We start from the raw sequence: 21031 nt of genomic DNA, 5'->3' as shown, positions 1-21031 counted from the left end.
GGTCAGCGCTGCGGGACCCCGGTGAGGTCGACGGCGAACCGGCCGATCGCCGAGGCCATCGCCGTCACGTTCCGGTCCAGTGCGGTCCGGTCGATGTTGGTCAGCCGGTCGCAGGCCGTGTGGTAGCAGGGGTCGTAGGACTGTCCCGGCGTGCCGCCCCACTTCTGCGCCTGCTCCGGGGTCTTCCGCTCCTCGGCGCCGGTGAACAGGCCACCGGCCGGGATGCCGGCCTGGATGAACGGGCCGTAGTCCGAGCGCCCGTCGAACGCGGTGCCCTCGGGGCCGTTCACGCCGGCCCCGACCAGCGCCTCGGTCAGGACGCGCTCCGCGGTGTCGGAGCCGGGCGGGCCCGCCTCGCCGCCGAGGCCGTCGGAGTTGTCGCCGTCGTAGACGAGGTAGCCGGGGTTCGGCGAGCCGACCATGTCGAAGTTGAGGTACAGCGCGATCCGCGCGCGGTCGGCCTCGGACAGCCCCTCGACGTACTTCGTCGAGCCGACCAGGCCGATCTCCTCGGCGCCCCACCACGCGAAGCGCACCTTCTGGCCGACCGGCGGGGAGCCGCCGAGCTTCTGCGCGATCTCGAGCAGGGCGGCGCTGCCGCTGCCGTTGTCGTTGATGCCGGCGCCCTCGGGCACGCTGTCGAGGTGGGCCCCGGCGACCACGACCCGGCCCGGGTCGCCGGTGGTGGTCTCGGCGATCACGTTCCGCGAGGTCTGCTGCCGGATCGTGGTGTCGAGCACCAGCGACGCCTGCTGGCCGTCGCGCAGGGCGGCTCCGGCGGTCTTCGTCACGGCCGCCGTCGGGACGACCCCCGGGGTGTCGCCGAGGGTGGCGGGCAGGGCCGCGTCCTCGGTGTTGACCACGATCACCGCCGCCGCGCCCGCCGCCCCCGCGAGCCGGGACTTCTGGCCGAACTCGCAGGTCCCGCGCTCGACGACGGCGATGGCCCCGGCCGGCATCCCGGCGTAGTCGGCGGCGTCGCAGCCCGGTGTCGGGTCCTGCGGGGTGCGCGGGCGCAGCGACAGCGGCGCGGTCAGCCCGCCGGGCGGGGTGGCGGGGGAGAAGCCGAGCACCTCGGTCGTCACCGGTGCGCCGGCCACGGTCAGCCGTGCGTCGCCCGCGGAGAAGGTGCGCACCTCGAACGACGGGGTCGACACCTCGAACCCGCTCGCACGCAGCGTCCCGACGACGTGGTCGACGGCCGCGTCGTACCCGGGGGTGCCCACCGCGCGGTTGCCGTCGTTCGCGTCGGCGAGCCTCTCGAACTGCTGCAGGTGGGCGTAGGCGCCGTCGCCGCCCACCGCGGCCGCGAGCCGCTGCGGCAGGCCGGGGTCGCCCTGCGCGGTCCCCTGGCTCCCGCCGCCGGTGGTGCCGATCGTCGCGGTACCCGGCGCCGCGGGGACGTCCGCGCAGGCCGCGAGCGCGACGACGGCCACCCCGGCCGCCGCGACCCTGACCAGCCGGTTCCCGAGGCGTGGCCGGTGCAGGCCACCCGTCGTGCTCGCCCGTCCCATGGAGCCACCTCTGCCGTCCGGCCCGGTACCGGGCCTCGTCCGCGCCGGGTGTCCGGCGCTCCTCGTGCGTGCGCGGTACCGGTCGGGCGCCGCGGCGTCGGACCAGCATCCGCCATCGGGCGTGGCCGTGCGGTGAACCGACGATCACGACACGGCGTCACGAACACGACGGTACGACCCGGCGCGACCCGGGGCCGCGGTGATCCTCGGTCGATCCACACCGGGGTCTCAGTCGTTCCACAGGTTCGGCTGGTGAACTCGGAGATGTCGGCGGGGAGGTCCACGAACCACCTGCCGGCACCGGATGGGTACGTCCGGGTGGCCCGCGGGCCGGCGCTGGGGAGCGGCCGGTGTGCCGCGCCGGAGCCCGGACCCGCCGTGCGGGGCCGACCGGCGCTGGGGAGCAGCCGGCCGGCCCGCACGGCGACGCCCGTCCGCGGAACCCGGCACTCGACGTTCGAACTTGTGTTCGAGTACGCTGCACGGGTGGGCTGGCAGAATCCGGACGTCCCCTGGGCGGAGCTGGAGAGTGCGCTGTCGGGTCGTTCCGTGCGCGACGGCGCGAGCCTGCGCGGCGGCCCGGAGGCCGACGGCGGGGACGCACCGGCCTGGTCCGTCCATCGCGGCCCCTACGAGCCGCCCGAGGGCCTGCACCCGGCGGGGCCCGGCGTCGTGCCGTACGCGGAGCTGCACTGCCACTCGCACTTCAGCTTCCTCGACGGCGCGAGCGCCCCGGAGGAGCTGGTCGAGCGCGCTGCCGAGCTGGGGCTGGAGGCCGTCGCGCTCACCGACCACGACGGCATGTACGGGGTCGTGCGGTTCGCCGAGGCGGCCCACGCGCTCGGGGTGCGCACGGTGTTCGGCGCCGAGCTGAGCACCGGGCTGACCGCCCCGCAGAACGGCGTCGCCGACCCCGAGGGCGAGCACCTGCTGCTGCTGGCCCGCGGCCCCGACGGGTACCGCGCGCTGTGCCGCACCATCTCCACCGCGCAGATGCGGGGCGGGGAGAAGGGGCGGCCGGTCTACGACCCGGACGAGGTCGTCGCCGACACGGCGGGGAAGGTCGTCGTGCTCACCGGCTGCCGCAAGGGCGCGGTGCGCCGCGCCCTGGACCGCTCGGGCCCGGCGGCCGCCGCGGCGGAGCTGGACCGGCTGGTCGCGCGCTTCGGCGCGGAGAACGTGCGGGTCGAGCTGACCGTGTACGGCGAGCCCGGCGACACCGAGCGCAACGACGCACTGGCCGCGCTGGCCGAGCGGGCCGGCGTCGCGACGGTGGCGACGACCGGAGCGCACTACGCCACCCCCGACCGGGCCCCGCTGGCCGCGACCGTCGCCGCGGTCCGGGCCCGGCGCAGCCTCGACGAGATCGACCCCTGGCTGCCCGCGGCGGGCACCGCGCACCTGCGGTCCGGGCGGGAGATGGCCCTGCGGTTCGACGAGCGCCACCCCGGTGCGGTGGAGCGCGCGGCGGAGCTGGGCCGGGAGCTGGCGTTCGAGCTGCACCTGGTGGCGCCGGACCTGCCGCCGTTCGACGTCCCGCCCGGGCACACCGAGACGACCTGGCTGCGGGTGCTGACCGAACGCGGCCGGATGGAGCGTTATGGCAGCTGTGACGAGAACCCGTTCGCGGCGCACACCGTGCAGCGCGAGCTGGAGATCATCGAGGCGAAGAACTTCCCCGGCTACTTCCTGATCGTCCAGGACATCGTCGACTTCTGCCGCCGGTCGAACATCTTCTGTCAGGGCCGGGGATCGGCTGCGAACTCGGCGGTCTGCTACGCGCTGGGCATCACCAACGTCGACGCCGTCCGGCACGGGCTGCTGTTCGAACGGTTCCTGTCCCCGGACCGCGACGGCTACCCCGACATCGACCTCGACATCGAGTCCGGCCGCCGCGAGGAGGCGATCCAGTACGTCTACCGCCGCTACGGCAGGCTGTTCGCCGCGCAGGTCGCGAACGTCATCACCTACCGGCCGCGGTCGGCGATCCGCGACACCGCCCGCGCGCTCGGGTTCTCACCCGGCCAGCAGGACGCCTGGAGCAGGCGCGTCGAACGCTGGCACGCCCTGGAGGCGAGCGAGCTCCCGCAGGAGATGCCGCCGCTGCTGCTGGACCTCGCGGGGCAGCTGATGGGTGCGCCCCGGCATCTGGGCATCCACTCCGGCGGAATGGTCATCTGCGATCGGCCGGTGTCCGAGGTCGTGCCGGTCGAGTGGGCGCGGATGGCCGACCGGACCGTCGTGCAGTGGGACAAGGAGGACTGCGCCGCGGCCGGGCTGGTGAAGTTCGACCTGCTCGGGCTGGGCATGCTCACCGCACTGCACCTGATGGTGGACCTGGTCACGGCCGCCACCGGTGAGCGGATCGAGCTGCACGCGATCGGCGAGTCCGACCCGGAGGTCTACGCGATGCTGTCGCGCGCGGACTCGGTCGGGGTGTTCCAGGTGGAGTCCCGCGCCCAGATGGCCACCCTGCCGCGGCTGCGCCCGCGCGAGTTCTACGACCTCGTCGTCGAGGTCGCACTGATCCGGCCCGGCCCGATCCAGGGCGGCTCGGTGCACCCCTACATCCGGCGGCGCAACGAGCTCGAGACCTGGGACCACGACCATCCGCTGCTCAAGCCCGCGTTGCACAAGACGCTGGGCATCCCGCTGTTCCAGGAACAGATGATGCAGATCGCCGTCGACGTCGCGGGGTTCACCGCGGCCGAGGCCGACGAGCTGCGCCGGGCGATGGGCTCCAAGCGGTCCACCGAGCGGATGGAACGGCTGCGCGGGCGGTTCTACGACGGGATGGCCGCGAACGGGATCACCGGCGAGCTCGCCGAACGGATCTTCGCCAAGATGCTGGCCTTCGCGAACTTCGGGTTCCCGGAGAGCCACTCGATCAGCTTCGCCGCGCTCGTCTACTACTCGGCGTGGTTCAAGCTCTACCACCCGGCGGCGTTCTGCGCGGGCCTGCTCAACGCCCAGCCGATGGGCTTCTACTCGCCGCAGTCGCTGGTGGCCGACGCCCGCAGGCACGGTGTGCGGGTGCACCGGCCGGACGTCAACGCAGGGCGCGCCGACGCCATCCTCGAACCCGACGACGACAGCACCGGCGGCCAGGCGGTCCGGCTCGGCCTGGCGGGTGTCCGCACCGTCGGCGCGGACCTCGCCGCGGTCATCGACGCCGAGCGCGACGCGGGCGGCCCGTTCGCGGACCTGCCCGACCTGGCACGCCGGGTCCGGCTGACCGGCCCGCAGGCCGAGGCGCTGGCGACGGCCGGGGCGTTCGGCTGCTTCGGGGTGGAGCGGCGGGAGGCGCTGTGGGCGGCGGGCGTCGTCGCGGGGGTGCGCCCCGAACACCTGCCGGGCACCGCCGTCGGGTTCGACGCGCCGGCCCTGCCGGGGATGACCGAGGCGGAGCTGACCGTCTCCGACGTCTGGGCCGCCGGTGTCTCCCCGGACAGCCACCCGGTGCAGCACCTGCGCGCGGACCTCGACGCGCTCGGCGCGGTCCGGATCGACCGGCTCGACGAGGTGGGCCGCCGCGCCGGCCCGGACACCCCGGCCCGGGTGCTGGTCGGAGGACTGGTCACCCACCGCCAGCGTCCGGCGACCGCGCGCGGGGTGACGTTCGTGAACCTCGAGGACGAGTCCGGGATGCTGAACGTGACCTGCTCGGAGGGGTTGTGGGCGCGCTACCGGTCGGTGGCGCTGGGGAGCGCGGGGCTGCTGGTCCGGGGCCGGCTCGAACGCAGCCCGGAGGGTGTGCTGAACCTGCTGGCCGACCGGCTGCAGCGGATGCCGCTGGCGGTGACGGTGGCGTCCCGGGACTTCCGCTGACCGTCTCGCCCGCGCCCGGCGCCGGGCCCTCGCGACCTCCGGGCCCCGCGGTCCCCGACCACGGGGACCACCGGGACACGCGGACCACCGGGACACGCGGACCACCGGGACACGCGGACCACCGGGACACGCGGACCACCGGGGCCGGGCAGACCACAGGCCCCGCCGGAGGAACCGGCGGGGCCCGTGGGCGGTCGGAACGGGGTCAGGACTTGACGAGCGGCCCGCCCATCGACATCGCGCGTCCGCCCAGCGTCTGGCCGAACGCGTCGAACAGGATGTAGGCGAACACGATGCAGAACGCGAACGTCGTGATCCCGGCGATCGGGAACAGGCCCGCGTTGCCCGCGGTCACCCCGATGTAGGCCAGCACGAAGGTGATGTCGACGAGCACGAAGCCGATCGTGAACATCAGCGGCAGGCGCAGCGTCGCCAGCGTCAGCAGGACGAACACCAGGGTGAACGAGAGCAGATAGGTCGACTGGATCGACCCGACCTGCTCGGTGGACAGGGCCTCTCCGGTGCCGGCGTCGATGATCCAGCCGTTGTTCAGCGCCATGAGCAGCACGCCGAAGCTGGTCCAGAATGCGGAGAAGACCCCGAAGATCGCGGCGGTGACGCTGTCCCCGACGCGCAGCGCAACCATGGCCGACAGCAGCAGGAACAGACCCGCCGAGAAGGTCACGATCGGGATCATGCCGCCGGGCAGTGCGGTGGTGTCCAGGTAACCCACGAACCACAGGCCCAGCGTGATGCCGGACGGCAGGAAGCAGATGAGGCCCATCAGGGCCGGATTGGCAGCCGGGGCGGCTGCTGCCGGGGCGGGCGGGGCGGCAGCGGCGTGCGCCCCCGCGGTGTCGCTCTCCACGCTCATGGAAAACTCCTCGTCGAGTTCGTGACCGGTCGAGCACCGGCGGTGTGATTCTGCTCTCGCGGAGATCGTTTTTCGCCCCTCCGTACGACCAGACCCCGACCTGTACCCCGGTCGCACGGAACCGGGCCGTCGTCGCAGCTCGCGGGGGCGGCGCCCCCTACCTGCGCGGCACGTACGCGTCCTTCGGTCAGGTTCGACCGGCCCGGGCGTCACCTGAGAGGATGCCCGGGTGAGCGCACGCGTGATGGACGGCAAGGCGACGTTGGCGGAGCTGCTCGACGACCTGCGGGGCCGTGTCGAGAAGCTGACCGCCGCCGGGGTGACTCCCGGGCTGGGCACGGTGCTGGTCGGTGACGACCCCGGATCGCACGCCTACGTGCGCGGCAAGCACCGCGACTGCGCCGAGGTCGGCATGACCTCGCTGCAGCGCGAGCTGCCCGCCGACGCGAGCCAGGCCCAGGTCGAGGACACGATCGACGAGCTGAACGCCGACCCGACCTGCACGGGCTTCATCGTGCAGCTCCCGCTGCCGGACGGTCTCGACGCCGGCGCCGCGCTGGAGCGGGTCGACCCGGGCAAGGACGCCGACGGCCTGCACCCGACCAACCTGGGCCGCCTGGTCCTCGGCGAGCCGGGGCCGCTGCCGTGCACCCCGCGCGGCATCGTCGAGCTGTGCCGCCGGTTCGGTGTCGAGCTGAACGGGGCGCGGGTCGTCGTCGTGGGTCGTGGCGTGACGGTCGGCCGCCCGCTGGGGCTGCTGCTGACCCGCCGCTCGGAGAACGCCACCGTCACCCTGTGCCACACCGGCACCCGGGACCTGACGGCGCACCTGCGGGAGGCGGACGTCGTCGTCGCCGCGGCGGGCCGGGCGGGGCTCATCACCGCCGACCAGATCAAGCCGGGCGCCGCGGTGCTCGACGTCGGCGTCACCCGTACCGACCTGGGCCTGGTCGGCGACGTGGCGCCCGAGGTCGCCGAGGTCGCCGGGCTGCTGGCGCCGATGCCGGGCGGTGTGGGGCCGATGACCCGCGGGATGCTGCTGACGAACGTCGTCGAGGCAGCCGAACGCAGCCTGTCGGAGTGAGAATCGATACCGAACGCAGCCTGTCGGAGTGAGAATCGATACCGAACGCAGCCTGTCGTCGTGACGGGCGGCGGGGGGCGGTGATGGTGGCGACCCGGTCCGGTCACGGCCTGCGGGCCCGGCTGCGGGCGCACTGGCCGCTGCTCGTCGTCCTCGGTGTGTCGCTGGTCGGGCTGCAGCGGGTGGTCACCGAGCACTGGCGCGAGGGGTCCGCGGCGCTGGCGGTGGCGATGCTGGTCGCCGCGGGCCTGCGCGTCGCGCTGCCGCCGGACCGGGTCGGGCTGCTCGCGATCCGCGGCCGCTACGCCGACGCGCTGGTGTACGGCGGGTTCGGCGTCGTCGTCCTGCTGCTGGCTCTGACGATCACCCAGGGCTCGCTGACCATCAGCTGAGTGCTCGGCTGCGGGAGCCGCCGGTCGTCTCCGGGCCCGCCGGGCGCCGGGTCGGGGGTCTGCGGGGGCCCGCGGGACGCTTGCTCCCGGGACGCCCGGGGCCGGTGCTGGTCGCGCGCACGACCCGGCCCGGCCGGGCGGGGAGATCCCCGGTCGGTGCGCTGCGGGACGGCCTGATAATGATCATCGCTAACGAGATTCTACCGGTGGGTACACCCGCTCCGGGACGGGGGTTGCTCCGGACGGGTTGCGTGACGTCGCCCACGGTGGCCCGCTGATCACCCGTTGATCGCAACGAAGATCCATCCGCCACCCGGTCGGCGGCGCTCGGTCCGGCGGGACCCCACGGACGGAGGTGGTCCCTGCCACCGTCCGCGAGCATGATCGCGCCATGACCGACCGCAGCGGCCACATCGTCGACACCCTCGTGACCGCCTTCGACGACCTGATGGCCGCCGACCCCGCGGCGTTCCGGACCAAGTTCCGGAAGATGGCCGCCGACCCGTTCGCGTTCTACCGGGGCAGCGCCTGCCTGTTCTACGACGACGTCGCCCGCCGCGAGGACCCCTGGGTCGACGAGCGGACCGCCCGGGTCTGGATCCAGGGCGACCTGCACGCGGAGAACTTCGGCACCTACATGGACGGCGACGGCGTGCTCGTCTTCGACGTCAACGACTTCGACGAGGCCTATCTCGGCCACTGGACCTGGGACGTCACCCGGTTCGCGGCCAGCCTGTGCCTGCTCGGCTGGCGCAAGGCGCTGTCGGACCGGTCGCTGTCCGAGCTCGTCGAGCGCTACTGCCGCAGCTACCTGGCCCAGGTGCGGCACTTCGCCGACCGCGACGACGACGCGTTCTCGCTGCGCCTGGACACCACCGAGGGACCGGTGCACCAGGTCCTGCAGACCGCGCGCACCCGGACCCGGGTCGGACTGCTCGACGCGGTCACCGAGACCGAGGGCTTCGACCGGATCCTGCGCGCCGGCCCCGGCGTCCGCACCCTCGACGACGACGAGAAGGCCGCGGTCACCGCGGCGTTCGAGGCGTACGTGGCCACGATCCCGGAGTCCCGGCGCCACCGCGGCGTCGCCTACACCGTCAAGGACGTCGCCGGGCGCTCCGGCGTGGGCATCGGCAGCGCCGGGCTGCCGACCTACACGGTGCTGGTCGAGGGGCTGAACCAGGCGCTGGACAACGACATCGTCGTGTCGATGAAGCAGGGCAACGTGGCCGCGCCCTCGCGGGTGGTCACCGACGAGCGGGTGGCGTCGGCGTTCCGCCACCACGGGCACCGGACGGCGGCCTCGCAGCGCGCGCTGCAGGCGCACGCCGACCCGATGCTGGGTTGGACCGAGCTCGACGGCGTCGGGTTCGTCGTCGCCGAGGTCTCGCCCTACGAGGCGGACCTGGACTGGTCGGAGCTCACCGAGCCCGATGAGATCGCGCCGGTCGTCGCTGACCTGGGCCGGGCCACCGCGAAGATCCACTGCGTGGCCGACGCCGACGCCGACCACGCGCTCGTCGACTTCCGGGTCGAGGAGGCGGTCGCGGCGCGCACCGCCGGTGCGGAGGACGCGTTCGTGGAGTGGGTCGTGGAGTTCGCCCACGACTACGCCCGGACCGTGCGCGCCGACCACGCGCTGTTCGTGGAGGCGTTCCGCTCCGGGCGCATCCCCGGCGTCAGCTCGGCCTGACACTCCGACGGCCCGCCCTCCCGGCAGCGGGGGGACGGGCCGTCGCGGTGGGGCTACTTGCCGGCGAAGGCGTCGATCGCCGCGTTGAACGTGGCGCTCGGCCGCATGACCGCGTCGGTCTTCGCGCGGTCGACGTAGTAGTAGCCGCCCAGGTCGACCGGGTCGCCCTGGACCGCGTTCAGCTCACCGACGACCGTGTCCTCGGCGGCGGCGAGCTTCTCGGCGAGCGGGGCGAAGATCGCGGCCAGCTCGGTGTCCTCGGTCTGCGCGGCGAGGGCCTGCGCCCAGTACAGCGCGATGTAGAAGTGGCTGCCGCGGTTGTCGAGCTCCCCGACCTTGCGCGACGGCGACTTCCCGTTCTCCAGCAGCGTGCCGGTGGCCTCGTCGAGGGTCTGGCCGAGCAGCTTGGCCCGCAGCGGCTCCTCGGTCTTCGACGCCAGCATCTCCAGCGAGACGGCCAGCGCGAGGAACTCGCCGAGGGAGTCCCACCGCAGGTGGTTCTCCTTCTGCAGCTGCTGCACGTGCTTCGGCGCGGACCCGCCGGCGCCGGTCTCGAACAGGCCGCCGCCGTTCATCAGCGGGACGATCGACAGCATCTTCGCCGACGTGCCCAGCTCCATGATCGGGAACAGGTCCGTGAGGTAGTCGCGCAGCACGTTGCCGGTCACCGAGATGGTGTCCTCGCCCTTGCGGGCCCGCTCCAGGGTGTAGCGGGTGGCCTCGGCGACCGGGAGGATCTCGATGGTCAGGCCGTCGGTGTCGTGCTCGCCCAGGTACGTCTCGACCTTCGCGATCAGCTGCGCGTCGTGGGCGCGCGCCGAGTCCAGCCAGAAGACGGCGGGGGAGCCGGTGGCCCGGGCCCGCTCGACGGCCAGACCGACCCAGTTGCGGATCGGGGCGTCCTTGGTCTGGCAGCCGCGCCAGATGTCGCCCTCGCCGACCTCGTGCGAGAGCTTCTCCTCGCCCGACGCCGCGTCGACGACGCGCACGGTGCCCGCGGAGGCGATCTCGAAGGTCTTGTCGTGGCTGCCGTACTCCTCGGCCTTCTGGGCCATCAGCCCGACGTTCGGGACGGTGCCCATCGTCGTCGGGTCGAAGGCGCCGTTGGCCTGGCAGTGCTTGACGGTCTCGTCGTAGAGCGGGGCGTAGGACGAGTCCGGGATGACGAACTTGGTGTCCTGCAGCGCGTCGTCGGCGTTCCACATCCGGCCGGACGTGCGGATCGCGGCCGGCATCGAGGCGTCGATGATGACGTCGCTCGGGACGTGCAGGTTGGTGATCCCGCGCGCGGAGTCGACCTGGGCCAGCGCCGGGCCGGTCTCGTAGGCGGCGGTGATGGCCTTCTCGACGGCGTCGCGCTTGTCGGCGGGCAGCTTCTCCAGCGCGGTCAGGATCGAGGCGAGACCGTCGTCGGGGTCGGCGCCCACGGAGGCGAGGTCGTCGGCGAAGGAGGCGAACACGTCGGCGAAGTAGGCGCGGACGGCGTGGCCGAAGATGATCGGGTCGGAGACCTTCATCATCGTGGCCTTGAGGTGCACCGAGAACAGCACGCCCTTGGCCTTGGCGTCCGCGACCTGCTCGGCGAGGAAGGCCTGCAGCGGCTCGCGACGCATGACGGCGCCGTCGAACACCTCGCCGTCCAGCAGCGCCACCTTCTCCTTCAGCACCGTGACGGTGCCGTCGGCGGCGACGTGCTCGATGCGGACCGCGCCGTCACCGGCGGCGGTGAACGAGGTCTCGGAGTGGCGGAAGTCGCCGTCGTCCATGGTGGCGACGTGGCTGGTGGAGTCGGAGCTCCAGGCGCCCATCGAGTGCGGGTGCTTGCGGGCGAAGTTCTTCACCGACAGCGGGGCGCGGCGGTCGGAGTTGCCCTCGCGCAGCACCGGGTTGACCGCGGAGCCCTTGACCGAGTCGTAGGCGGCGCGGGCGGCCTTCTCCTGCTCGGTCTGCGGGTTGTCCGGGTAGTCCGGTACCTCGTAACCGGCGCCCTGGAGCTCGGTGATCGCCGCCTTGAGCTGCGGGATCGACGCCGAGATGTTCGGCAGCTTGATGATGTTGGCGTCCGGTGTCTTCGCCAGCTCGCCCAGCTCGGACAGCGAGTCCGGGACGCGCTGGGCGTCGGTGAGCCGGTCCGGGAACTTCGCCAGGATGCGGGCGGCCAGGGAGATGTCGCGGGTCTCCACGTCGACCCCGGCCTGGCCGGCAAAGGCCTCGATGACCGGCAGGAAGGAGTGGGTCGCCAGTGCCGGCGCCTCGTCGGTGTACGTGTAGATGAGCTTCATCGCGTCCTCAGGCCTGCCTCGGCTCGTCGTGTGTGCTGCCGTGTCCAGCGAGCGGGCCGCGACGGCGCCGGCGGACGGGCCCGGGACGACCGGGCGGGTCCCCGGCGCGGCGACCCGCTGACTGGGCCACACGCTATCTGTTCACCGGCCCTGCACGCCCGCAGGAGTAACCGGCCCGACACCCCCGTGATGGTCGAGCCCACGGCCGCGGACCGGCTACCGTGGTCGCGGCAGCGCTCGGCGGGAGGGGAACCACGGTGGCGAAGGTCTTCGGGCTCACCCGGAAGTCGCTCCTGAGGGGCTGGCCGCTGGTCGGGCTCATCGGAGTCGGCCTCACGGTCGTCGCACTCGCCTACGGCGGTGTCACCGGGAACCTGGAGACCACCGGGTGCCGTGTCGTCGTGCAGGGCGAGCAGGTGACGGTGCGCGCGTCGCCCGGCAACTCGGCGGCGCCGGTCCGCACGCTCCCGGTCGGGACCGAGGTCGCGGCCGAGACGATCGTCGACGGCGGCTTCCGCAAGCTCACCGAGCAGAACCAGTGGGTCCCGGTGGACTCCGTCGCCGCGACCTCGGGCAGCCGGTGCTGAACCCGTCGCGCAGCGTGATCAGGGGTGCGGCACAGTAGACGGTGTGAACGCGCTCGCCACGGTCAACGTCAACGGGGTCCGTGCCGCCGCCACCAAGGGCTTGCTGGAGTGGCTGGCCGCGACCGACGCGCGGGCGGTCTGCCTGCAGGAGGTCCGGGCACGGCCCGACGAGCTGCCGGCCGCCTTCCTGGCCGCGCTCGACGAGGGCGGCTGGCACCTGCGCCTGGCTCCGTCGCTGACGGCGAAGGGCCGCAACGGCGTCGCGGTGCTGAGCCGGGACGAGCCCGAGGCGGTGCGGATCGGTTTCCCGAGCGGAGCCCGCGGAGCGAGCAACGGCACCGACCCCACCACCGACCTGGACGGCCGCTACGTGGAGGTGGACCTGCCCGGCGGGCTCACCGTGGCCTCGTTGTACCTGCCCAAGGGCATGGCGGGCACCGAGAAGCAGGACCACAAGGACGCGTTCTGCGCGGCCTTCGGTGACCACCTGCGCACCGCGTTCGACCGGTGCGCCGCGACCGGGCGGCAGATGGTCGTCGGCGGGGACTGGAACATCGCCCCCACCGAGCTGGACCTGCGCAACTGGCGCGGGAACCGGCGCAACTCCGGGTTCCTGCCGCACGAGCGGGAGTGGTTCGCGAAGCTGCTCGAACACGGCTGGCGCGACGTGGTCCGCGAGCGGCACCCGGGCGTCGACGGGCCGTACTCGTGGTGGAGCTACCGCGGGCGGGCCTTCGACAACGACACCGGGTGGCGGATCGACCACCTGCTCACCACCCCCGGGCTCGCGGACGCCGCGCACGAGGCCGTCGTGGACCGGGCGCCCGCGCACGACCGGCGCTTCTCCGACCACGCCCCCGTCGTCGTCCGGCTGGGGGCCGTGTGATCGCCGGCCGGATGGTCGGCGGCCGCTACCTGCTGCTCGACGAGCTGGGCCGGCGCGGTTTCGGGCCCACCCACCGTGCCGAGGACCGCATCACCGGCCGCACCGTCGCCGTCACCGAGATCGCGCTGCCCGCGGTCGCGGGGGTCCGGGAGCGGCTGCTCACGGAGGTCCGGGCGGCCGGACGGCTGCGCCACCCGTCGGTCGTCGGGGTGCTGGACCTGGTCACCGACCGGTCCTCGGCCGGGGACATGCGCGAGTACCTGGTCACCGAGCACCCGGAGGCGCGACCGCTGGGTGCGGTCGTCGGGACGGCGCCGCCCTCTCCCCGGCAGGTCGCGCTGGTGGGCCGGGACGTGCTGGCCGCACTGCGTGCGGTGCACGCCGACGGCGGCACCCACGGCGGCCTCGACGCCGACGCGGTGCTGGTCACCGCCGACGGCCGCGCCCTGCTCACCGACGTCGGCCTCGCCCGCGCGGTCGGTCCGCGCCCCGGCGGGAACGGTGCGCCCGCCGCCCCCGAGGGCGCCGACACCCCGGCCGCGGACCTGTGGTGCCTGGGTGTCGTCCTGCGCGAGGCGGCGGGCCCGCGCCCGTCGGCGGGCAGCGCGCTCGCGACGGTCATGGACGGCCTCACCGCCGACGACCCGGCCGAGCGCCCGACCCACGACCGGGCCGCCGAGCTGTTCGAACGCGGCGCCCGGCCCCGGTCCCCGGGCGGGGACCTCGGCCGCAACCGCTGGATCCTGCTGGGCGTGGCCGGGGTGCTGGCCGTGATCGTCGTCGTGCTGCTCGTCCTCGCCGTCCTCTGAGCACACCCGGGGGCGGAAACCCGGCGGCGCCCGCGACGCGGCGGGGGGCAGGATGGGCCGGGTGAGCCGGAGCGTCGAACACCCCGCCGACCACCCCCGCGTCGCCGCCGTGAAGGAGGCGTTGCGCCGGGCCGGTGCCGATCCCGCGTCGATCGCGGGCCTGGTGCTGCTGCCCGACGCGGTGACCACCGCGGCCGCGGCGGCCGCCGCGCTGGAGGTGGAGGTCGGCCAGATCGCGAACTCGCTGGTCTTCGACGCCGACGGCGCCCCGCTGCTCGTGCTCACCTCCGGCGCGCACCGGGTCGACACCGACAGGGTCGCCGCCCTGGTCGGCGCGCAGCGGGTCGGCCGGGCGTCCAAGGAGCTCGTGCTGGAGGCGACCGGGCAGGTCATCGGCGGGGTCGCCCCGGTCGGGCACCCGGCGCCGGTGCGCACCCTGGTCGACGTCGCGCTGGGGGAGTTCGACCGGGTCTGGGCGGCCGGCGGGGTGGCCCGCTCGGTGTTCCCGACGACCTTCGACGAGCTCGTCGCGGTCACCGGCGGGACGCCCGCCGAGGTCGCCTGAGCCGTATTCCCGCATCGGCGGTGATCCATCGCCGGGAAACGGACGGTCGCTGTGGTGATCGGTGAAACCTAGTGTGGGTGGCATGGCCGATACTCCTGCCGCACCCGTCCCGGCCGAGGCCGAACCGCCGGTCGGACTCCCGACCCCCGCACCCGCCGAACCGGTGCCCTCGGACTCGGCGTTCCGCCGGGCCCTGCGCCGCGTCCGGGACGGGTCCACCCTCGACGTCACCGAGGCCGCCGTCCTGCTCGCCGCCCGCGGTGAGCACCTCGACGAGCTGCTCGGGCACGCCGGCCGGGTCCGCGACGCCGGACTGGTCGAGGAGGGCCGCCCGGGCGTGGTCACCTACTCCCGCAACGTCTTCATCCCGCTGACCCGGCTCTGCCGCGACCGCTGCCACTACTGCACGTTCGCCACCGTCCCGCACAAGCTCGACGACATGTACCTGGAGCGCGACGAGGTCGTCGAGATCGCCCGCCAGGGCGCCGCGCAGGGCTGCAAGGAGGCCCTGTTCACCCTCGGCGACCGCCCCGAGGACCGCTGGCCGCAGGCCCGCGAGTGGCTCGAGGCGCGCGGCTACGACTCCACCCTCGACTACGTCCGGGCCTGCGCGATCGCCGTGCTGGAGGAGACCGGGCTGCTGCCGCACCTCAACCCGGGCGTCATGAGCTGGGAGGAGCTGACCCGGCTCAAGCCGGTCGCGGCCAGCATGGGGATGATGCTGGAGACGACGTCGCAGCGGCTGTTCGAGAAGGGCGGCCCGCACTTCGGCAGCCCCGACAAGGAGCCCGCGGTCCGGCTGCGCGCCCTCACCGACGCCGGCCGCGTCGGCGTCCCGTTCACCACCGGCATCCTGATCGGCATCGGCGAGAACCGCACCGAGCGGGCCGAGTCGCTGTTCGCGATCCGCTCCGCCGCCCGCGCGCACGGGCACGTGCAGGAGGTGATCGTCCAGAACTTCCGCGCCAAGCCGGACACCGCGATGGCGAACGACCCGGACGCCGACCTGGAGGACCTGGCCGCCACCATCGCGGTCGCCCGGCTGGTGCTGGGCCCGAAGGTCCGGCTGCAGGCGCCGCCGAACCTCGTCGGCGACGAGCAGGCGCTGATGCTGCATGCCGGCATCGACGACTGGGGTGGTGTCTCCCCGGTGACGGTGGACCACGTGTCCCCGGAGATGCCGTGGCCCGCCGTCGACGAGCTGGCCGCGATCACCGAGGCCGAGGGCTTCACGTTGCAGGAGCGGCTCACCGCCTACCCGAAGTACGTGCGGGCCGGGTCGCCGTGGATCGACGCGCGGCTGCACGGCCATGTCGCCGCGCTGTCCGGGCCGGACGGGCTCGCCCGGCCCGACGCCGTCGTGGAGGGGCGGGCGTGGCAGGAGCCCGACGGCGGGTTCGCCTCGACCGGGCGCACCGATCTGAACTCCACGATCGACACGACCGGGCGCACCGAGGACCGGCGCAGCGACTTCGGCGACGTCTACGGCGACTGGGACGAGGTGGCCGCCGAGCTGGAGCACCAGCGCGCCGGCCACGGGGCGGCCCCCGAGCGGCTCGACTCCGACGTCCGGGCCGGGCTGGACCTGGCCGCGTCCGACCCGGCGGCGCTGCTCGACCCGGCGCACGCCGACGCCGCGATGGCCGTGCTGACCGCCGACGGGCCCGCGCTGCGCACGCTGCTCGACCTCGCCGACGACGTGCGCAGGCAGGTCACCGGGGACGACGTCACCTACGTGGTCAACCGGAACATCAACTTCTCGAACGTCTGCTACGTCGGCTGCCGGTTCTGCGCGTTCGCCCAGCGCGAGCGCGACGCCGACGCCTTCCGGCTCTCGCTCGACGAGGTCGCCCAGCGCGCCGCGGAGGCCGCCCGTGACGGCGCCACCGAGGTCTGCGTGCAGGGCGGCATCGACCCGCAGCTGCCGGTGTCGTTCTACGCCGACCTGGTCCGCGCGGTCACCGCGGCCGTGCCGGGGATGCACGTGCACGCGTTCTCCCCGATGGAGATCGTCTCCGCGGCGGCCAAGGCCGGGGTGTCGATCCGGGAGTGGCTGACCGAGCTGAAGGCCGCCGGGCTCGGCTCGATCCCGGGCACCGCCGCCGAGATCCTCGACGACGAGGTCCGCTGGGTGCTCACCAAGGGCAAGCTGCCGGCGTCACAGTGGATCGAGGTCGTCTCGACCGCGCACGAGCTGGGGATCCCCAGCAGCTCGACGATGATGTACGGCCACGTCGACGAGCCCCGGCACTGGCTCGGGCACCTGCGCACCCTGGCCTCGATCCAGGACCGGACCGGGGGGTTCACCGAGTTCGTGCCGCTGCCGTTCGTGCACCACAACGCGCCGATCTACCTGGCCGGGATCGCCCGGCCGGGGCCGACGGAGCGCGACAACCGGGCGGTGCACGCGTTCGCCCGGCTCGCGCTGCACGGGCGGATCGACCACGTCCAGTGCTCCTGGGTGAAGCTCGGCGACGACCTCGCCGCGGACATCCTGGCCGGGGGTGCCGACGACATGGGCGGCACCCTGATGGAGGAGACGATCTCCCGGATGGCCGGCTCGGAGAACGGCTCCGAGCGCTCCGTCGCCGAGCTCACCGCGATCGCGGCGGCCGCCGGTCGCCCGGTCCGGCAGCGGACGACGACCTACCGCGGCGAGCCCCGCGTGCTCACCCCGGCGTCGGGTACCGGGCCGCGGATGCTGCCGCTGACCCCGGCCTGATCCCGGCCGGTCCCGCGTCGCCCCCGGGCCGCGCGGGACCGGCTCGGCCGCCGATCGGCCTACGGTGGCGGTATGGGTGTACTCGGAGAGATGTTCCCGCGGAAGCGGATGCACGAGGACTCGGACGCCGCGCAGGGCGGACAGCAGTGGCGGCTGGGCCCGATCGACCTCGACAAGGGCGTGGTGACGGTCGAGCCGGCCCCACGGCCCGAGGACCCGGAGCAGGAGAAGGACCGGGAGAACGGATGACGTGCTGACCGGGACGACGCCCCGCGGCTGCCGCAGCCCCCTCACCGCGCTGTCGCAGGACGTCCGCCCCGGCCGGTGGGCCGACCCCCCGATCCGGCCCACCCCGCCGCCGGCCGGGCCCGGAGGCGCGGCTTCGATCGGCAGAGTGAGGCCAACGGTACGATCTTGAGCAGTCCGGGGTCAAGGGAGGCGAGCGGGTGCGGCCGCAGGAGCTGGGCGCCGTGGGGCGCGGTCTCGGCCTGCTCGCCGACACCTGGACGCTGCTGATCCTGCAGCGCGCCTTCCTCGGCGTCAGCCGGTACGCGGAGTGGCGGGAGACCCTCAACATCTCCGACGCGACGTTGTCGGCGCGACTGCGCGGTCTCGTCGACGCGGGTCTGCTCGAGCCCCGCAGCTACGCCGACGGTGCCCGCGAGCGCCGCGGCTACGCCCTCACCGAGCGCGGCGGCGACATCTGGAAGCTGCTGATCTGCACCTGGGACTGGGAGAAGACCTGGGTCCCGCGGGAGGTCCCGCTCCCCGAGATCGTGCACCGCGACTGCGGCCGCCCCACCCGGGTGCGGGTGTGCTGTGCGACCTGCGGCGGCGCGGTCGGGCCGCGGGACACCGAGGTCGAGCGCGAGCCGTGGGCGCCGGGGCTGGACCTGCTGGCCCGCAGACACCCGCGGCGCACCCGCGGCACGCTGCCCGTCGACCCGCTCTCGTTCCTGCCCGGTGCGATGGAGATCATCGGCGACCGGTGGGGTGCCGCCGTCCTCGGCGCCGCGCTCACCGGGATCCGGGCGTTCAACTGCTTCGCCCACGAGCTGGCGATCTCCCCGGAGGTGCTGTCGGACCGGCTGCGCCGCTTCGTCGCGCTCGGGGTGCTCAGCCGCAGCGGCGACGGCGAGTACCGCCTCACCGACAAGGGCCGGGCCAGCTTCCCGATCCACGCCTGCCTGGTCGAGTGGTCGCACCGCTGGTGCGGCGGGGACGGCGCCCCGATCGACCTCACGATCCGCCACCGGGCCTGCGGGCAGCCGCTCTGCGTGCGGCTGGACTGCGAGCAGTGCGGGCGGGCGTTCGCCCGGGACTCGGTGTCCCCGGTGCGCCCGAGATGACGGACGGTAGGGAACGATGGCGGGCATGAACGACGCCCACCGTCCCCGCGTGCTGTCCGGGATCCAGCCCACGGCCGACTCGTTCCACCTCGGCAACTACCTGGGTGCGCTGCGGCAGTGGGTGGCCCTGCAGGACGACCACGAGGCGTTCTACTGCGTCGTGGACCTGCACGCGATCACGGTGGAGCACGACCCGGCCGAGCTGGCCCGGCGTACCCGGGTCGCGGCCGCGCAGCTGCTCGGGCTGGGGCTCGACCCGGACCGCTGCACGCTGTTCGTGCAGTCGCACGTCCCGGAGCACGCGCGGTTGGCCTGGATCCTGGAGTGCATCACCGGCTTCGGCGAAGCCGGCCGGATGACCCAGTTCAAGGACAAGTCCGCCAAGCAGGGCACCGACCGGGCGACGGTCGGGCTGTTCACGTACCCGATCCTGCAGGCCGCGGACATCCTGCTCTACCAGGCCGACCGCGTCCCGGTCGGCGAGGACCAGCGCCAGCACCTGGAGCTGACCCGCAATCTCGCGCAGCGGTTCAACCACCGCTTCGGCGAGACGTTCCGGGTGCCCGAGCCGCACATCCCGCAGGCCACGGCGAAGATCTACGACCTGCAGGACCCGACGGCGAAGATGAGCAAGTCGGCGTCGTCGCCCAGCGGGATCGTGGAGCTCCTCGACCCGCCGCGGACCTCGGCCAAGAAGATCCGCTCCGCGGTGACCGACAACGAGCGCGAGATCCGCTTCGACCCGGAGAACAAGCCGGGCATCGCGAACCTGCTCACCATCAACGCGGCGATGACCGACCGGAAGGTGGCCGAGGTCGAGGCCGAGTACGTCGGCCGCGGCTACGGCGACCTGAAGAAGGACCTGGGCGAGATCGTCGCCGCGTTCGCGGAGCCGTTCGCGGAGAAGGTGAACGGCTACCTGGCCGATCCGGCCGAGCTCGACCGGGTGCTCGCGCGCGGTGCCACCCGTGCGCGTGAGGTCTCCGGCGCGACACTGGCCGCGGTTCACGAGAGGATCGGGTTCCTCCCGCCCGCCTGAGCGACGCTCCCGGGGCGGGGAGAACCACCGAACCGGGGGAATGATGGCCGAGAACCGCGCTGCCACGATCGCGCACCGGCTGGAGACCGACGAGGAGGAGACCGAGACCTTCCTCGACCGCCAGCGGGAGAAGCATCCGTGGCTCGACCACCTGGTCCGGGCGGGGGAGCGCTACACCGAGAACCACGGCGACCACTACGCCGCGGCGATCACCTACTTCTCCATCCTGGCGCTGGTACCGCTGCTGATGGTCGGGTTCGCGGCGGCCGGGTTCGTGCTGCGCGGGAACCCTGAGCTCCTCGACTCCCTGCGCCAGGCGATCCAGTCGGCCGCGCCGGGCCAGATCGGCGAACTGCTCGGCGGGATCGTGCAGACCGCGATCGACCGGGCCGGGGCGATCGGTCTGATCGGTCTGGTCGGCGCGCTGTACTCGGGCATCGGCTGGATGAGCAACCTGCGCGAGGCGCTGACCGAGCAGTGGGGCCAGCGGGACGATGCCCCGCCGATGATCAAGCGGCTGGCGTTCGACCTGCTCGCCCTGGTCGGGCTCGGGCTGGCCCTGGTGCTGTCGTTCGCGATCTCCTCGATCGGTGGCGCGGCGGGGAGGTTCCTGCTCGACCTGGTCGGCCTCGGCGAGGCGACGTGGGCACGCGTGCTGCTGAGCATCGCCTCGTTCCTGCTCGTGCTCGCCGGGAACTGGCTGGTGTTCCTCTGGGTGATCGCCCGGCTGCCGCGCGAGCCCGTGTCCCTGCGCAGCGCGGCCAGGGCCGCGCTGATCGGCGCGATCGGGTTCGCGATCCTGCAGCGGGTGATGGTGATCTACCTCGGCTCGGTCACGAACTCCGCGGCCGGTGCGGCTTTCGGATCGATCCTCGGTCTGCTGGTCTTCATCTTCTTCACCTCGCGGTTCCTGCTGTTCGTGACGGCCTGGGCCGCCAGCGCCGAGGAGAACGACCTGGGCTACCGCGACCTGCCCGCCCCGGCGATCATCCGGCCGCAGTACGTCGTCCGGGACGGCCCGGGCGCGCTCGCGTCGGCGGGCCTGGTCACCGCGGGTCTGATCGGCGGGGCACTCGGCCTGCGGGCCCTGGGGCGCCGGCGGCGCTGACCCGGATCGCCGTCCCGCCCCGATCTCGAAGGACGTGATCCCGACGAATTCGCTTACCCGGTAAGCGAGTTCGCAGGAGGGTGTGGCCCGGCCCTCGGGCGCAGGGGTGAGCCTGTGCCGTCTCGGCCGGTTCTCCCGGTACAGGCCCCGACGAACTCCTTCGCCCCGTGAACGGTCCCGCGGACCCGAGATCCGGGGACGTCGTCCGACGAATCCGCTTACCCGGTAAGCGGATTCCCAGAAGGGTGCACCCCTGCCCTCGGGCACCGGGCGAGCCGACGCCGACCCGGTCGGGTTTC

16 protein-coding genes are annotated in these 21031 nt (G+C 73.6%); 13 read left to right on the top strand and 3 right to left on the bottom strand.

Annotated elements, in window-relative coordinates; genetic code table 11:
• Positions 1-2: 2 nt before the first annotated feature.
• Positions 3-1514 (bottom strand): M28 family metallopeptidase, encoded by a 1512-nt coding sequence (locus MTO91_RS22330; RefSeq protein ID WP_476652628.1) that lies wholly within the window; start codon positions 1512-1514, stop codon positions 3-5.
• 486 nt (positions 1515-2000) lie between these two features.
• Between MTO91_RS22330 and MTO91_RS22325 the strand changes: the two genes are divergently transcribed.
• The gene (locus tag MTO91_RS22325; protein WP_476652627.1) at positions 2001-5342 is read left to right on the top strand and encodes an error-prone DNA polymerase; all 3342 of its coding nucleotides are present in this window, start codon (positions 2001-2003) and stop codon (positions 5340-5342) included.
• Between the two features lie 205 nt (positions 5343-5547).
• Here MTO91_RS22325 and MTO91_RS22320 read toward each other — a convergent pair whose 3' ends face one another.
• Entirely contained in the window at positions 5548-6216 is a 669-nt protein-coding gene (locus tag MTO91_RS22320; RefSeq protein ID WP_073576412.1) for a GPR1/FUN34/YaaH family transporter, read from the bottom strand.
• Positions 6217-6445: 229 nt separating this feature from the next.
• Between MTO91_RS22320 and MTO91_RS22315 the strand changes: the two genes are divergently transcribed.
• The 3 genes from MTO91_RS22315 to MTO91_RS22305 all read left to right on the top strand — a co-directional run bounded on the left by MTO91_RS22315 (position 6446) and on the right by MTO91_RS22305 (position 9385).
• On the top strand, positions 6446-7300 hold the full coding sequence (locus MTO91_RS22315) for a bifunctional methylenetetrahydrofolate dehydrogenase/methenyltetrahydrofolate cyclohydrolase (protein WP_405415099.1): 855 nt from the start codon (positions 6446-6448) through the stop codon (positions 7298-7300).
• Positions 7301-7383: 83 nt separating this feature from the next.
• The gene (locus MTO91_RS22310; RefSeq protein WP_062397707.1) at positions 7384-7692 is read left to right on the top strand and encodes a DUF3017 domain-containing protein; all 309 of its coding nucleotides are present in this window, start codon (positions 7384-7386) and stop codon (positions 7690-7692) included.
• Positions 7693-8083: 391 nt separating this feature from the next.
• Entirely contained in the window at positions 8084-9385 is a 1302-nt protein-coding gene (locus tag MTO91_RS22305) for a DUF2252 domain-containing protein (protein ID WP_476652624.1), read from the top strand.
• 53 nt (positions 9386-9438) lie between these two features.
• On the opposite strand, the gene MTO91_RS22300 is transcribed toward MTO91_RS22305, so the two are convergent.
• Positions 9439-11667, bottom strand: a complete 2229-nt coding sequence (locus MTO91_RS22300; RefSeq protein WP_405415103.1) for an NADP-dependent isocitrate dehydrogenase — start codon at positions 11665-11667, stop codon at positions 9439-9441.
• A gap of 257 nt (positions 11668-11924) precedes the next feature.
• Between MTO91_RS22300 and MTO91_RS22295 the strand changes: the two genes are divergently transcribed.
• The 9 genes from MTO91_RS22295 (at position 11925) to yhjD (ending at position 20732) form a co-directional block, all read left to right on the top strand.
• Positions 11925-12254 carry a hypothetical protein gene (locus tag MTO91_RS22295; RefSeq protein WP_405415106.1) on the top strand — a complete coding sequence of 110 codons (330 nt, stop codon included), beginning with the start codon at positions 11925-11927 and terminating at the stop codon, positions 12252-12254.
• 43 nt (positions 12255-12297) lie between these two features.
• Positions 12298-13140 (top strand): exodeoxyribonuclease III, encoded by an 843-nt coding sequence (locus MTO91_RS22290; RefSeq protein ID WP_073576407.1) that lies wholly within the window; start codon positions 12298-12300, stop codon positions 13138-13140.
• On the top strand, positions 13137-13949 hold the full coding sequence (locus MTO91_RS22285; protein ID WP_476652622.1) for a protein kinase domain-containing protein: 813 nt from the start codon (positions 13137-13139) through the stop codon (positions 13947-13949). The genes MTO91_RS22290 and MTO91_RS22285 overlap by 4 nt, the downstream gene beginning before the upstream one ends.
• Positions 13950-14010: 61 nt before the next feature.
• Positions 14011-14514: a YbaK/EbsC family protein gene (locus MTO91_RS22280; protein WP_373324028.1), complete on the top strand. Its 504-nt coding sequence runs from the start codon at positions 14011-14013 to the stop codon at positions 14512-14514.
• Between the two features lie 82 nt (positions 14515-14596).
• Positions 14597-17236 carry a bifunctional FO biosynthesis protein CofGH gene (locus MTO91_RS22275; protein WP_476652620.1) on the top strand — a complete coding sequence of 880 codons (2640 nt, stop codon included), beginning with the start codon at positions 14597-14599 and terminating at the stop codon, positions 17234-17236.
• A 72-nt stretch (positions 17237-17308) separates the two neighbouring features.
• The gene (locus MTO91_RS22270; protein ID WP_251784346.1) at positions 17309-17485 is read left to right on the top strand and encodes a hypothetical protein; all 177 of its coding nucleotides are present in this window, start codon (positions 17309-17311) and stop codon (positions 17483-17485) included.
• 197 nt (positions 17486-17682) lie between these two features.
• Positions 17683-18585 carry a winged helix-turn-helix transcriptional regulator gene (locus MTO91_RS22265; RefSeq protein WP_476652619.1) on the top strand — a complete coding sequence of 301 codons (903 nt, stop codon included), beginning with the start codon at positions 17683-17685 and terminating at the stop codon, positions 18583-18585.
• 25 nt (positions 18586-18610) lie between these two features.
• Positions 18611-19624 (top strand): tryptophan--tRNA ligase, encoded by a 1014-nt coding sequence (trpS, locus tag MTO91_RS22260; RefSeq protein WP_476652617.1) that lies wholly within the window; start codon positions 18611-18613, stop codon positions 19622-19624.
• 43 nt (positions 19625-19667) lie between these two features.
• Positions 19668-20732, top strand: a complete 1065-nt coding sequence (yhjD, locus tag MTO91_RS22255) for an inner membrane protein YhjD (RefSeq protein WP_251784343.1) — start codon at positions 19668-19670, stop codon at positions 20730-20732.
• The last annotated feature ends 299 nt before the right edge of the window (positions 20733-21031 follow it).

The organism is Pseudonocardia sp. 2-7 (genome assembly GCF_056341085.1).
This window is presented reverse-complemented; position numbering and strand designations above follow the sequence as displayed.

Bases quoted from the DNA above. Each gene is read 5' to 3' on its own strand.
- MTO91_RS22330 (WP_476652628.1), bottom strand. From the start codon at position 1,514: ATGGGACGGGCGAGCACGACGGGTGGCCTGCACCGGCCACGCCTCGGG.
- MTO91_RS22320 (WP_073576412.1), bottom strand. From the start codon at position 6,216: ATGAGCGTGGAGAGCGACACCGCGGGGGCGCACGCCGCTGCCGCCCCG.
- MTO91_RS22310 (WP_062397707.1), top strand. From the start codon at position 7,384: ATGGTGGCGACCCGGTCCGGTCACGGCCTGCGGGCCCGGCTGCGGGCG.
- MTO91_RS22305 (WP_476652624.1), top strand. From the start codon at position 8,084: ATGACCGACCGCAGCGGCCACATCGTCGACACCCTCGTGACCGCCTTC.
- MTO91_RS22300 (WP_405415103.1), bottom strand. From the start codon at position 11,667: ATGAAGCTCATCTACACGTACACCGACGAGGCGCCGGCACTGGCGACC.
- MTO91_RS22275 (WP_476652620.1), top strand. From the start codon at position 14,597: ATGGCCGATACTCCTGCCGCACCCGTCCCGGCCGAGGCCGAACCGCCG.
- MTO91_RS22270 (WP_251784346.1), top strand. From the start codon at position 17,309: ATGGGTGTACTCGGAGAGATGTTCCCGCGGAAGCGGATGCACGAGGAC.
- trpS (WP_476652617.1), top strand. From the start codon at position 18,611: ATGAACGACGCCCACCGTCCCCGCGTGCTGTCCGGGATCCAGCCCACG.
- yhjD (WP_251784343.1), top strand. From the start codon at position 19,668: ATGGCCGAGAACCGCGCTGCCACGATCGCGCACCGGCTGGAGACCGAC.